This is a genomic window from Burkholderia pyrrocinia (assembly GCF_018417535.1).
Classification (GTDB): domain Bacteria; phylum Pseudomonadota; class Gammaproteobacteria; order Burkholderiales; family Burkholderiaceae; genus Burkholderia; species Burkholderia pyrrocinia_E.
Genome location: NZ_CP070978.1, coordinates 1,357,185 through 1,370,296, shown reverse-complemented (window position 1 = coordinate 1,370,296; position 13,112 = coordinate 1,357,185). Strand labels below are relative to the sequence as shown.

The window sequence follows — 13,112 nt, the reverse complement described above, 5'->3', positions numbered from 1 at the left end:
ACCTGCCATGACGCTTGCCAATTTCGTAAAGACACTCGTCGGCGGTCCTCGCGTCGATTCGCTGCAGGCATCCCGACAGACCACCTGGGCGGCATGGCTGGCCCCGATACCGGGCGAACACGCGTGCGGCCGCGATCCCGGCTACGAGGATGCGTTCTTCGAATTGAAGGACGAGGCGAACAAGCTGTCGGGAATCGACGACGGATTGATCGTCCGTACCTGCGAACAGTTGCTCAAGGAAACCGGGAAGGATCTGCGTCTGGTCGGCTACTACACGTTTGCGAGGTTGCGGCAGGACGGTTCGGCCGGCTTTGCCGACGGACTCGAACTGGCTGCTTCGCTAGTCGACCGGTTCGGCGAGGCCGTGCTGCCCGCGCGGGCCGAGGCGAAGCGGGCGGCGCTGGAAATGCTGGCGACGTCGCGCATGATCGAGACGCTGGACAACCGTGGCGACTTCGCGTCGGCCGATCTCGAACGTGCGCTTGCTGCGCTCGACGTGCTCGTCGAACAAACGGGAAACTGGCCGGAAGCCGCGCGACCGAATCTGCAGTCGCTGGTTGCCCGTTTCGAGCGCAAGGAGGAGCCAGTTCGGGGTGCGAATCCGGGCGCGGTCCCGCTGCAAAAGATCGCTTCGGTTTCCGCGTCGACCGGATCGATCGCCTCGACGCGCGATCTGCTCGATCAAGCGCGCGCGATGTCGGCGTGGCTGCGGGATCAGGACAACGGCTACTTGCCGTCGGTACGCCTCGTGCGCAGCGTTCGCTGGGACACGTTGCACGACGTGCCGCCGTCGGATGCCGCGTCGCACACGCGTCTGGCGCCCCCACGTGGCGAGTTGCGCCAGCAGATGAAGCGTCTCGTGCTGCAGAAGCACTGGCACGAATTGTTGGAGCGTGTCGAGGGCGCGTTCATGGAAGGCGTGAATCACCTGTGGTTCGACCTGCAGTACTTCCAGCACGTCGCGCTCGATCACGTCGGCACGCCATACAGCGCGTGGCGCGAACTGCTGCGCGCCGACTTTGCGCTGTTTCTCGAACGACTGCCGGGCATCGAACGACTGTCGTTCAGCGACGGCACGCCGTTCGCCGACGACACGACGCTCGAATGGATTGCCCGGCACGCGGTCGTGCGCGATCTGGAGGCGGGCGAGACGGTTGCGCCGTTGCCTGTCTCCGCCGATAGCAAAAGCGATGCCGCCGGCGACTGGCCGGAGATCGAAACCCAGGCCCGTGAACTGGTCGCACGCGAAGGCATCGAGACGGCCTTCGCATGGCTCGAAACGCTGCCGGGCGTGAAGACCGATCGCCATCGCTACTTGCAGCGGCTCGTGATGGCCCGTCTGGCCGACCATGCCGGCCGGCCCGATACGTCGCTCGCGCTGCTGGCCGAACTCGACGCGTCCGCCCGGTCGCTGCCGCTGATGCGCTGGGAGCCGGCGCTGGCGTTCGAAGTCAAGCAACAACTGGTGAAGGCACTGAAGGCGATGAGCAACCGGAAGGATGCCGACAAGCCGGCACTCGCGCGGCGCGTCGCCGAACTGCAGGCCGAGTTGACCGTACTCGATCCCGCCCGCGCATTGACCCTGTCGTAACGGATTCCCATGGACAACAACGATCCCATCCTGCGCTACTACGAAGCGGAAATGCGCTATTTGCGCGAATCCGGCAAGGAATTCGCGAAGGCGCATCCCGACCGTGCGCGCCTGCTCAATCTCGACCGCGTCGGCGATCGCGATCCGTACGTCGAACGTCTGTTCGAAGGTTTTGCGTTCCTGACCGGCAGGCTCAGGCAAAAACTCGACGACGAATTGCCCGAACTCACCGAGGGGCTTGTCAGCCTGTTGTGGCCGCACTATCTGCGGATGATCCCTTCGCTGTCGATCGTCGAACTGACGCCGTTCGCGGAGAAACTGCAGAAAACGGTAGTCGTGCCGGCCGGCGTGCCGGTGCGTTCCGCGCCGATCAACGTGTCTTCTCCGAGCGGCGCGGAAGGCGTGGCGCCGCGGACGGTGCAATGTCTGTATCGGACGACGCAGGCCGTTGCGCTGCAGCCGGTCTCGATCATGCATGCCGGGCCGGCCGTGCGTCACGACGGCCGCTCGGTGATCCGCCTCGGCTTCGCGTTGCAAGGATCGGCGCTGCGCAAGGAGACGGATCTGTCGCGGCTACGGCTGCACCTGAACGCCGATCTGCCGACCGCGTTCGCGATGCATCTCGCGTTGACGCGCCAGGTCGATTCAATTCATTGGCGCGTTCCGGAAATACGCGATGGCGAATCGGTGCCGCTCCCGGGCGTCACGATCGAGCCGGCGGGGTTTTCGACGGAAGAGCGGCTGTGGCCAAAGGCCGATGCGGCGTTTTCCGGATATCAGCTGCTGCTTGAATACTTCACGTTCCGCGAAAAATTCCTGTTCGTCGATTTGTGCGGACTGGAGATCACGAAGCTGCCCGAAAAATCGACCCGCTTCGAACTGGAGATCGTTCTGAAGGAGGTCTATCCGTCGGATCAGCGGTTCAACGCAGATAACGCGCGACTGTTCTGTTCGCCGGTGATCAACCTGTTCGAACTGGATGCCGAGCCGATCGAGATCGACCATCACGAAACGGAATATCGCGTCGTGCCGGCCGGTCATCAAGGAGAGCATGTCGAAACGTATTCGGTCGATGCGATCGCGACGTTCGACCACGATACGGCCGAGCGATACGAATACGTGCCGTTCGCGACGTTCCGGCACCGCGGCGGCATGCTGCGGCACGAGGCGCCGGAACGCTATTTCCACACACGCGTGCGTTCCGGTGTATCGGGGCTGCACGAAATGTGGGTGATTCTCGGCGGCCACGCGTGGGAAACGATGGATACGCTGCCGGAGGAAAGCCTATCGCTGCGCGTGACGGGCACGAACGGGTTGCTGCCGCGCAAGGGGCTACGCGAGGCGAGCCTCGATGAGTTGGCGGCCAGCACGCCGAACGTCGCGGGCGTGCGCAATCTCGTGTCGCCGACGTTGCCGTTGTACCCGCCAACGGAAGATCGTTTCCAGTGGCGTGTGCTGTCGCATCTTGCGCCGAATTTCCTGTCGATGATGAACGCGGAAGTGTTGCGCGGCGCATTGGCGCTGTACGACTGGACAAACGAAGAACTGAACCGGCGTCGGCTCGCCGGCATCCTGCATGTGTCGCAGCAAATGATCGAGGAGGTGTCGGGCGGCGCGGTCGAGCGCGGCGTGCTGATCGAGGTCACGCTCGATTCGCATGCATTCTCCGGCGAAGGCGACGTGATGCTGTTCGGCGAGCTGCTGCACCGGTTCTTCGGCGCATATGCGGAGATCAATCTGTTCACGACGCTGGCGATCGTCAGCCTGCCGTCCCGATCCCGGACGGAATGGCCGCGCAGCAAGGCACGGCGGGCACCGCTATGACGGCTTCGATCGATCGGATGGCGGCCGAAGCTGCCGCGTCGAACGGGCCGCCAACAGTTGCCGGGACGCTGTTCCAGCGGGCGCCGAAGATGACTTTCATGCAGTTCTGTCGTCTGCTGGAGGCATGTGCGCCTGAACGTCCCGGGTTGGGTATGCGCGATACGCCGGAACATGAGCCGGTGCGATTCCGGCCGCGTCCGAGGTTGGGGTTTCCGGCGGGCGAGGTGGCCGCTGTCGAATTCGACGACGAGCACCCCGATGTGCCGCCGACCGTACGCACGACTTTCTTGGGGCTTTACGGCGTCGATGCGGCCATGCCGTCGCACATGATCGACGAGATCGTGTTGCGGGAGGAGGGGCATGACGCGGTCGAGGCATTTCTCGATCCGTTCAATCACCGCGCGGCGACTCTGCTGTATCGCGCATGGAAGAAATATCGCTATCCGGAGCGTTTTCGCGCCGGCGGTGTCGACGATTATTCGCAGAGCCTGCTGTGTCTGGCGGGATTCGGATGGGGCGACAAGCCGTTGCGGGCGGGCTTGCCGAATTCCCGGATGCTTGCGTTGCTGGGTTTGCTGATCCAGCGCACGCGTACGTCGGAAGGGCTGGCCGGGGTGGTGGCGCTCGCGGCGCCTGCGGTCGATGTTCGCGTCGACGAGTTCTGGGCGGTGACGACGAGTACCGGGCGACCGACGCCGTTGACGTCGGCGAAGCCGGATACGGACGCGCTGTCGGACGGGAAGCGCAGCGGGCTCGGCGGCGGTTACGTGCTCGGCAGGCGCCTCACGTATCGCAGCCGAGCGGTGCGCGTGACATTGCGGCCGGTCGACGAGCGGCAGGCTCATGACCTGTTGCCCGGTGCGTGGCTGCATCGAGAGGTGATGGCATTCATCCAGCTGTATGTCGGCGTCAAGGCCGATGTGCATTTGCGGATGGAAGTGTCGTCGCGGTTCGTGCCGCACCCGACCGTCGGCGTCGAACATGCCGGCCCGGCGCCGCGTCTCGGCTGGACGACGGTGCTGCCGTCAGTCGATGAGTGTGTGATCGGCATCGCACTTGGCGTGTACGAGGCGTTTCCCGTACCGCAACCCAACCCGCACCTCGTGCCGCACACAATCTGATTCCGGAGTTCCCATGTTCCATCGAAGGAGCGCTGCCGCCGCTGTCGCCGTATTGCTGCTGTCAGGTTGCGGTGCCTGGCAGTCCGTGTCGGACGCGTCGTCGAATGCGTATCGCGCCGTATTTTTCAGGCAGGTGAAGGTGCTTGACGTCGATCTGTCCGCGCGCGCCGCATTGAACCCGGACGACGCGGGACGGCCGACATCGGTGGCCGTTCGCGTCTACCAGCTGAAGGACCGCAAGATGTTCGACGGGGCGTCGTACGAGGATTTGTTGAAGAATGACCGGACGGTGCTCGCCCAGGATCTGCAGGCAGACATGTCGACGGTCGTGAGCCCCGGGGCATCGGCAAGCCTGTCTCAGCCGATGCGGGCCGATACGCGATACGTTGCGGTTGTCGCGTTCTATCGCGTTCCGGGAAACGGCAATGGGTGGAAACGCGTCGTCGAAAAGAAGAAGCTCGACGCCGATAAGCCGCTCAAGCTCGAATTGTCGATGAACGAATTGGCGGGCGGTCGCGATTCCGGGGAGCGCGGGGCTAGCCGATAGCCGGCGGCGAAATTTCGAGGCGCCTTGAAATAGCCGGCTGGCGGGGCGGAGGAGATGGCCGGCCGCGCAAAAGCGGGGCACGAACATATCGACACATGCGGCCAAATCAAGTAGTTTCCGGAGATCGACGCGATTCGTCTGCGTAATGGACTTGTGAGCCTGGGGCTTGCGTGCCTGCGCAGCGAAGCGGTCTCGACGGAGAACAACAATCATGTCTTTCGAACAAGCGGGCCCCACGGAATCGACCGAACACGACGATCGCGCCAGCCTGCTGATGGCACTCGAAGCCGGCGGTTATCTCACCGAGGAACAGGCGGGGCGCGTCACGCAGCGTCGGAAGGACGCACCGGCCGAGCTTCCCGATACCGATTCCGCGCGCGCGCTGCTCGACTGGCTGATCGCCGAGGGCTACACGACATCGGAGGCCGAGGCGAAGGCGACGCAGGAACTGCTGGACGGTAATTTCGCGGACGTTCGCGCGAAACTCATCCTGATGAAAATGCTGGAGGAGATCGATCCGCCTCGCTTCGAGCAGCGTCTCAACGAAACGGTCGCATCGATCCAGCGCGAGCAGAAGAAGAAACAGGCGCTGATCGGCATCGGCGGCCTGGCTGCCGCGCTGGCCGTTGGTGCGTATCTGTTGTGGCCCGCGTCGACGCCCGCGTGCAGCGCATCGAGCACGGTCAAGACGCTGAACGCGTTGATGTTCGACGCGCGCATGGACATGATGCGCAAGAACCCGATGCAGATGCTCGACCAGGGCAGCAAAACCTATCCGCGCGTCGGCAACCACCGGGAAATCGGCTACGACGAGGCCAATCACTCGCGCGGCTGCCTGGCAGACCTGAGTGTCGCCGACGAGCACACGACGCTCGGCTATGTGGTCCGGCACGACGACAAGGACAAGAGCACCTTCGTCGTGCAGACGTTCCCGTCGGAATACGTGACGGCCCGCTATAGCGCACAAGGCCTCAATCCGAAACTCGGCGCGCCGCTCGGGCGCGATGTCATCAGCACGACCTTCATGGCGGGCGTCGCACAACTCGACAAGAATGTGTCGGAACGCTCGCCGAGCTACGGCAAGCCGCTGCCGGGCGACGACGAACCGGCGACGCTGACGAGCAGCGTACTGGGTGTCATGCCGGCCGCCGATTGCAAGCAGGTCGACGGCGACCATGTGTCGTGTCCGCTGCTGATTGACTATCGCGACAGGCTGCTCGGCGCGATCGGCGCGCCGTCGATGCTGCAGTTGAAGGGCGATTTCACGTTCGTCAAGGATGGCAGCGGCTGGAAGACCGCCGACGATTTCGACAAGACGTTGATGCAGGCGATCGTCGCACGACGCATCGCGAAGGTGTACGGCGACGAAGTGGCCGACAAGATGGATGCGCAGAAGTAACCGGCCCGACCTCGGGCAACGGCCGGCCGCGCGCGTGTGCGGCGACATGATCCACTGCTGCGGATGACGACGTGAAACGGGCGACCCGCGATGCAATCGCAGGTCGCCCGCGTGGTTTGTGGCCGAGGCCGCGTGGCCGCAGCCTTGCCGGCCGCTCGCTTAGCGATCGTCTTCCCGAACCGAAGACGGATGCCGGCACAGCGCCCGCACTTCCATCTCCATATACGGAAACAACGGCAGCTGGCTCAGCAGGTCATGCAGTTGCTGTACGCTCTCGACATCGAAAATGCTGACGTTCGCATAGCGCCCGGCGATCCGCCACAGATGCCGCCAGATCCCTTCGTTCATCAGCCGCTGGCACATCGCCTTTTCTTCCGCCTTCAGCGTTGCCGCCTTGACCGGATCCATGTCCACCGGCAGGCGGACGGTCATTTCCACATGAAACAGCATCCTGCACTCCTTGCGTTATCGGTTCGTCGAGCGGGAAGGCCGCTCAGGCCTGCGCGCGTGCCCGCTCGACTTCGCTTGCCGGCACGTCCTGCTTTTCCTTGAGCAGCGAAAAATCGAAGTCGATCAGCGCGAACTGTCCGTCGACACCGTACGGCTTGCCTTCCGCGCCTTCGGCCTGCTTGATCTTCGGGATCAGCCCTTCGCGCGTCGCGAAAGCGAAGTCGTCCCAGATATGCGGATCGCCTTCGATGTTGATCTGCGTCGTCAGCTTACGATAACCGTCCGCCGAAACGAAGAAGTGAATGTGCGCCGGACGATGGCCGTGGCGGCCGAGCTGGTCGAGCAACTGCTCGGTCTTGCTGCCCGGCGGCACGCTGTAGCCGACCGGCAGCACGCTGCGGAAGCTGTAGCGGCCTTCGGCATCGGTGCGGATCGAGCGGCGCAGGTTGAACGCGGGCTGCGATTGATCGAAATACGAGTAGTTGCCCAGATGGTTCGCGTGCCACACCTCGACCAGCGCATTCGCGACCGGCGCGCCGTCGTTGCCGAGCACCTGGCCGCGCATGATGAGCGTCTGGCCCGGATCGGTGCCGTCGTCGAGGCGCGCATGGCCGGCCGATTCCGGTGCGCCGGCGACATACAGCGGCCCTTCGATCGTGCGCGGCGTGCCACCCTGGATGCCTGCCTTCTCCTCGGCCTCGTCCATCCGCACGTCGAGGAAGCGCTCGAGGCCGAGGCCCGCGGCGATCAGCCCGAATTCGCGGCCGGCTTCGTTCAGGTAGTTGAGGGCCGTCCAGAACTCGCTCGGCTGCACGTCGAAGTCCTCGATCGTGTAGCAGATGTCCTTCACGATCCGGTTGACGATCGCGCGCACGCGCGGGTTGCCGGGCTTCTCGGCGGCGTCGTCGAAGGTCTTCAGCAGTGCGTCGATGGCTTGCTTGTTCATCTGTGTCTCCGGTTTCGGTTGTCGTGTGGGGATCAGCGGGCGTCGCGTCGCATCCGTTCGATGCGGGCCCAGTCGAAGGTGATGCCGAGGCCGGGCGTCGCCGGCAGGTGCAGCTTGAAATCCTGGTAGCGCAGCGGCTCGACGAGGATTTCCTCGGTGAGCAGCAGCGGGCCGAACAGCTCGGTGCCCCATTTCAGCGAGTCGAACGTGCTGAACAATTGCGCGGACGCCATCGTGCCGGCCGCACCCTCGAGCATCGTGCCGCCGTACAGTTCGATGCCGGCCGCCGCCGCGATCGACGCGACGCTCGCCGCGCCCTGCAGGCCGCCCGATTGCGCAATCTTCACCGCGAACACGTCGGCCGCGCGATCCTGCGCGAGCGCGAACGCATCGACGGGGCCGTGCAGCGCCTCGTCGGCCATGATCGGAACCTGCGCGAGCTGCGTGAGGCGTTTCAGCCCCGCGCGGTTGGTCGCGGCGATCGGCTGCTCGACCAGGCTCACGCCGGCTTCCGCGAGCCGCGCGCCGGCCCAGATCGCGTCGGTTTCGCTCCACGCCTGGTTCACGTCGATACGTACGTCGCCGCGCTCGCCGAGCGCGCGCTTGATCGCGATCACGTGTGCGACGTCGTCGGCGACCGCGTTCGAGCCGATCTTCAGCTTGAATGCACGATGGCGGCGTGCTTCGAGCATCGCCTCGGCTTCCGCGATGTCGCGCTGCGTGTCGCCGCTCGCGAGCGTCCATGCGACGTCCACCGCATCGGTCCGGCGGCCGCCGAACAGCTCGGACAGCGGCACGCCGAGACGCTGCGCCTGCGCGTCGAACAGCGCGGTCTCGATCGCGCACTTCGCGAAGCGGTTGCCCTGGAACAGCTTGCGCGCCCGCGCCATCGCGGCGCCCGGGCGCGTCGCGTCCATGCCCTGCAGCAGCGGCGCGAAGTAGGTGTCGATGTTGACCTTGATGCTTTCGGGGCTCTCCTCGCCGTACGCGAGACCGCCGATGGTCGTCGCCTCGCCGACGCCTTCGATACCGTCCGTGCATCGAACTCGGACCAGTACGAGGGTCTGGCAATTCATCGTGGCGACCGACAATTTGTGGGGCCGGATCGTCGGCACGTCGATGAGCAGCGTCTCGATGCGTTCGATGGTGGCGGCAGTTGCTATCATGCGATTCCTCCTGTTGGTGCACATGGTAGGAATTCCCGCCCCGCGTCGTCCAACACTCTTTCCGACTACTTCCATACCTTTGAGGCATGAAATGGAATTGCGTCAGCTCCGCTACTTCATCGCCGTCGCCGAGGAAATGAACATCACGCGGGCGGCCGAGCGGCTGCACATGACGCAGCCGCCGCTGAGTCGCCAGCTCCAGGCGATCGAGGACGAGATCGGGTTGCCGCTGTTCGAGCGCGGCGCGCGGCCGCTGAAGCTGACGGATGCGGGGCGCGTGTTCTATGCGCAGGCGAAGCGCGTCGTCGAGCAGGCCGACGAGCTCGGCCCGCTGACGCGGCGGCTCGCGCAACTGTCGGAGCGGATCGTGATCGGCTTCGTGCCGTCGACGCTGTACGGCGCGCTGCCGGACGTGATCCGTGCGTTTCGCGAGGCGCATCCGGATGTCGAGCTGTCGCTGATCGAAATGTTCACGCTCGAACAGCTCGGTGCGCTGAAGGGCGGGCGGATCGACGTGGGATTCGGCCGCCTGCGTTTCGACGACGACCAACTCGTGCGCGAGGCGCTGATCGAGGAAAAGCTGATCGCGGCGCTGCCGGTCGGGCATCCGCTCGCCGATCCCGAGCGGCCGCTCGCGCTCGCGGATATTGCGAACGAGACGATGATCGTCTATCCGAGCACGCCGCGGCCGAGCTTCGCCGATCAGCAGCTCTCCGCATTGCGCGACGGCGGGCTGGTGCCGGCAGCCGTCCATGAGGTGCGCGAATTGCAGACGGCGCTCGGGCTCGTCGCCGCGCAGGTCGGCGTGTCGCTGGTGCCGGAGAGCGTGGAGGGCGTGCGCGTGAGGGGTGTCGTCTACCGGCGGCTGCCGGAACCGGCCGCGACGTCGCCGATCATCATGAGCCGCCGGCTGCACGGCGAAAGTGCCGTGACGACCGCGTTCTGTGCGATTGCGCGGGAGATGATCGTGCCGGGGGCGGTGTAACGATCGTCGTTGCTTTATGAATCGCAACTAACGGTCGTTTTGGCGTGCGCCAGCGAATGCGGAAAGGGCGGCGCAATGTCATACCGCACCGTGCAAGGCCGCCACCGGCCGGCAAGCCGCCGGGCGCACCAGCGTACTCGTCGCTAACGCTTCCCGTCGAGCGTCTCCGATGGCGACTCGCCAAACTTTTCCCGATACGCGATCGCGAACCGGCCAAGGTGCGTGAACCCGCAGTCGAGCGCGACATCGGCGATCCGCTGCGGGAACGCCGCGCCGCGCAGCAGCTCGCGCGCATGGTCGAGCCGCGTCGCGCGCAGGTACTGCATCGGGCTCATCCCGCGGAATTGCAGGAAGGCGTCGCGCAGCGTTCGTTCCGGCACGTTGGCGGCGCGCACGATATCGGCGAGCTGCAGCGGCTGCGCGTAGTGCGCGTTCACGAACTCCTGCGCGCGCCGCACGAAGCCCGGCGCCGGGTCGCGGTGCGACGCGCGCAGCACGGATGGCGGATGGCCTTCGATCAGCAGGTCGATCAGCAGATGCTCGAGCTGCGACGCGACGCGCGGGTTCGCGTTCGCGCATTCGAGCAGTTCGGGCGAACGCGCAACGAGCATCAGTTGCTGGCGCCACGCGGCGAGCGCGGCATCGCTGATGTGCAGCACGGGGTCGAGCGTCGCGCGCGGGTCGCCGGTCAGCGAGCCGACGGTCGCCGCGTCGATGCGCAGCACGAACTGCTCGCAATCGGCGGACAGCACCGCGTCGAAGGGCTCGCCGGGTGCGCACAGCACGCCGGTCTGGCCGTCGACGCCGAGCTGCCGCCCCATCGCGCGCACCTCGGCCTGGCCGGACAGGCAGAACATCAGCAGGTAATAGCCGTCGACCGCGTCGACCTGCACGCGCATCGCGTCGCCGAACGCGATCGTGCCGATCCCGAGCCCGCCGAGCCTGACGAAATCCATGTGCGATGCTCCGTGCACGCGGCCGTTCGGCAGCAGCGCGTGCGGCTGCATCACGCGCGAGATCCGCTCGCGCGTCTCGTCGAGATCGCGGGATTCGAACAACCGGTGCGCGCGCAGCGCGAGCGGCTCGAACGACGTTGGGGACATGGGCATCAGCCTAATTGTGGACGGCGCGCTTCGATCCGACGAATGGGTCTCGATCAAGTGCCGCGTCGCGTGTGTCGTCATGCTAGCTCATAAATCCGCCGAAAGTGGATACTGCGCCGCCGCAATCGCACTTTCCGGATAGACGGCGAATATTAGCTTTTCAAAAATGGACTCCATCTTATTAATGCAACGGATCAACAAGGAGTCCGACATGGAGCAGACAGAATCGCCCGTCGTGTTCGCCGCGCGCGGCGACGCGTCCGACGTGAGCTTTCCGCACGACGACGGCTCGCGCGTGCCGTACAAGGTGTTCAGCTCGCAGGCCGTCTACGAGCGCGAGCAGGAACGCATCTTCCGCGGGCCGACGTGGAACTTCGTCGCGCTGGAAGCGGAAATCCCGAACGCCGGCGACTTCAAGAGCACGTTCGTCGGCGACACGCCGGTCGTCGTCACGCGCGCCGAGGACGGCACGCTCGCCGCGTGGGTGAACCGCTGCGCGCACCGCGGCGCGCAGGTGTGCCGCAAGTCGCGCGGCAACGCGAGCTCGCACACGTGCGTCTATCACCAGTGGAGCTTCGACAACACGGGCAACCTGCTCGGCGTGCCGTTCCGGCGCGGACAGAAGGGGATGACCGGGATGCCGGCCGACTTCGATCCGAAGCAGCACGGGCTGCGCAAGCTGCGCGTCGAAAGCTATCGCGGGCTCGTGTTCGCGACCTTCAGCGACGACGTGATGCCGCTGCCCGACTATCTCGGCGAGCAGATGCGCCCGTGGATCGACCGGATCTTCCACAAGCCGATCGAGTATCTCGGCTGCACGCGCCAGTATTCGAAGTCGAACTGGAAGCTGTACATGGAGAACGTGAAGGACCCGTATCACGCGAGCATGCTGCACCTGTTCCATACGACCTTCAACATCTTCCGTGTCGGGATGAAGGCGCGCTCGATTCCGGACGCGAACCACGGGCTGCACAGCATCATCACGGTGACGAAGACGAACGACGACACGTCGGCCGCGTACAAGCAGCAGAACATCCGCTCGTTCGACGAAGGTTTCCACCTCGAAGACGAATCGATCCTCGATCTCGTGTCGGAATACGACGAGGACTGCACGAACCATATCCAGCCGATCTTCCCGCAGCTCGTGATCCAGCAGATCCACAACACGCTGGTCGCGCGACAGATCCTGCCGAAGGGCCCCGACAACTTCGAGCTGATCTTCCACTTCTTCGGCTACGCGGACGATACGCCCGAGCTGCGCGCGCTGCGCATCAAGCAGGCGAACCTCGTCGGGCCGGCCGGCTATATCTCGATGGAGGACACGGAGGCGACCGAGCTCGTGCAGCGCGGCACGGTGCGCGACGGCGATGCGACGTCGGTGATCGAGATGTCGCGCGGCAATCCGGACCAGCAGGACACGGTGATCACCGAAAGCCTGATCCGCAGGTTCTGGGTCGGCTACCAGAAGCTGATGGGCTATTGAAGCGGGAGCGAGAAATGACGGAAGACATGAAGACGTGGTTCGAGATTTACATGCTCCAGAACCGCTATATCGGGCACCTCGACAACGACCGGCTCGAACACTGGCCGGAAATGTTCACCGAGGACTGCACGTACGAAATCGTGCCGAAGGAGAACGCCGATCTCGGGCTGCCGGTCGGGATCGTCCACTGCACGAACCAGCGGATGCTGCGCGACCGCGTGGTGTCGCTGCGGCACGCGAACATCTATGAAGAGCACACGTACCGGCACATGACGTCGGGCCTGACGATCGTCGCTGAACGCGACGGCGAGATCGACACCGAGAGCAACTACGTCGTCGTGCAGACGCGCAGCAACGGCGAGTCGAACGTGTACCAGGCCGGCAAGTACTACGACACGGTCGTGCGCACGCCCGACGGGCTGCGCTACAAGACCAAGCGCGTGATCTACGACACGTCGCGCGTGCAGACGCTGCTCGCGACCCCGATCTGACGAAGC

12 protein-coding genes are annotated in these 13,112 nt (G+C 65.0%); 8 read left to right on the top strand and 4 right to left on the bottom strand.

From position 1 onward, the window contains the following. The first annotated feature begins 7 nt into the window (after nucleotides 1–7). The 5 genes from tssA (at nucleotide 8) to JYG32_RS24180 (ending at nucleotide 6,482) form a co-directional block, all read left to right on the top strand. Complete coding sequence (gene tssA, locus JYG32_RS24200) at nucleotides 8–1,591, top strand: type VI secretion system protein TssA (RefSeq protein WP_213267230.1); 1,584 nt, start codon at nucleotides 8–10, stop codon at nucleotides 1,589–1,591. 9 nt (nucleotides 1,592–1,600) lie between these two features. Beyond that, nucleotides 1,601–3,415 carry a type VI secretion system baseplate subunit TssF gene (gene tssF, locus JYG32_RS24195; RefSeq protein WP_213267229.1) on the top strand — a complete coding sequence of 605 codons (1,815 nt, stop codon included), beginning with the start codon at nucleotides 1,601–1,603 and terminating at the stop codon, nucleotides 3,413–3,415. Further along, nucleotides 3,412–4,536 (top strand): type VI secretion system baseplate subunit TssG, encoded by a 1,125-nt coding sequence (tssG, locus tag JYG32_RS24190; protein WP_433960872.1) that lies wholly within the window; start codon nucleotides 3,412–3,414, stop codon nucleotides 4,534–4,536. Before tssF ends, tssG begins: the two co-directional genes overlap by 4 nt. 13 nt (nucleotides 4,537–4,549) lie before the next feature. After that, the gene (gene tssJ / locus JYG32_RS24185; RefSeq protein ID WP_213267227.1) at nucleotides 4,550–5,083 is read left to right on the top strand and encodes a type VI secretion system lipoprotein TssJ; all 534 of its coding nucleotides are present in this window, start codon (nucleotides 4,550–4,552) and stop codon (nucleotides 5,081–5,083) included. A gap of 211 nt (nucleotides 5,084–5,294) precedes the next feature. After that, complete coding sequence (locus JYG32_RS24180; RefSeq protein ID WP_213267226.1) at nucleotides 5,295–6,482, top strand: hypothetical protein; 1,188 nt, start codon at nucleotides 5,295–5,297, stop codon at nucleotides 6,480–6,482. Nucleotides 6,483–6,641: 159 nt separating this feature from the next. On the opposite strand, the gene catC is transcribed toward JYG32_RS24180, so the two are convergent. The 3 genes from catC to JYG32_RS24165 are packed head-to-tail and all read right to left on the bottom strand — an operon-like array spanning nucleotide 6,642 to nucleotide 9,044. Beyond that, entirely contained in the window at nucleotides 6,642–6,932 is a 291-nt protein-coding gene (catC, locus tag JYG32_RS24175) for a muconolactone Delta-isomerase (protein WP_213267225.1), read from the bottom strand. Between the two features lie 43 nt (nucleotides 6,933–6,975). Continuing rightward, nucleotides 6,976–7,878 carry a catechol 1,2-dioxygenase gene (gene catA / locus JYG32_RS24170; protein WP_213267224.1) on the bottom strand — a complete coding sequence of 301 codons (903 nt, stop codon included), beginning with the start codon at nucleotides 7,876–7,878 and terminating at the stop codon, nucleotides 6,976–6,978. A gap of 32 nt (nucleotides 7,879–7,910) precedes the next feature. Next, complete coding sequence (locus tag JYG32_RS24165; protein WP_213267223.1) at nucleotides 7,911–9,044, bottom strand: muconate/chloromuconate family cycloisomerase; 1,134 nt, start codon at nucleotides 9,042–9,044, stop codon at nucleotides 7,911–7,913. A gap of 91 nt (nucleotides 9,045–9,135) precedes the next feature. Here JYG32_RS24165 and JYG32_RS24160 point away from each other — a divergent pair, with 91 nt between their 5' ends. Next, nucleotides 9,136–10,029: a LysR family transcriptional regulator gene (locus tag JYG32_RS24160; RefSeq protein WP_213267222.1), complete on the top strand. Its 894-nt coding sequence runs from the start codon at nucleotides 9,136–9,138 to the stop codon at nucleotides 10,027–10,029. A gap of 143 nt (nucleotides 10,030–10,172) precedes the next feature. Here JYG32_RS24160 and andR read toward each other — a convergent pair whose 3' ends face one another. Next, nucleotides 10,173–11,132 carry an anthranilate 1,2-dioxygenase regulatory protein AndR gene (gene andR, locus JYG32_RS24155; protein WP_213267221.1) on the bottom strand — a complete coding sequence of 320 codons (960 nt, stop codon included), beginning with the start codon at nucleotides 11,130–11,132 and terminating at the stop codon, nucleotides 10,173–10,175. 211 nt (nucleotides 11,133–11,343) lie between these two features. Here andR and andAc point away from each other — a divergent pair, with 211 nt between their 5' ends. Together andAc and andAd are read left to right on the top strand one after the other, a co-directional pair. Then, nucleotides 11,344–12,615, top strand: a complete 1,272-nt coding sequence (andAc, locus tag JYG32_RS24150; RefSeq protein WP_213267220.1) for an anthranilate 1,2-dioxygenase large subunit AndAc — start codon at nucleotides 11,344–11,346, stop codon at nucleotides 12,613–12,615. Nucleotides 12,616–12,629: 14 nt separating this feature from the next. Further along, entirely contained in the window at nucleotides 12,630–13,106 is a 477-nt protein-coding gene (gene andAd, locus JYG32_RS24145) for an anthranilate 1,2-dioxygenase small subunit AndAd (protein WP_006490977.1), read from the top strand. The last annotated feature ends 6 nt before the right edge of the window (nucleotides 13,107–13,112 follow it).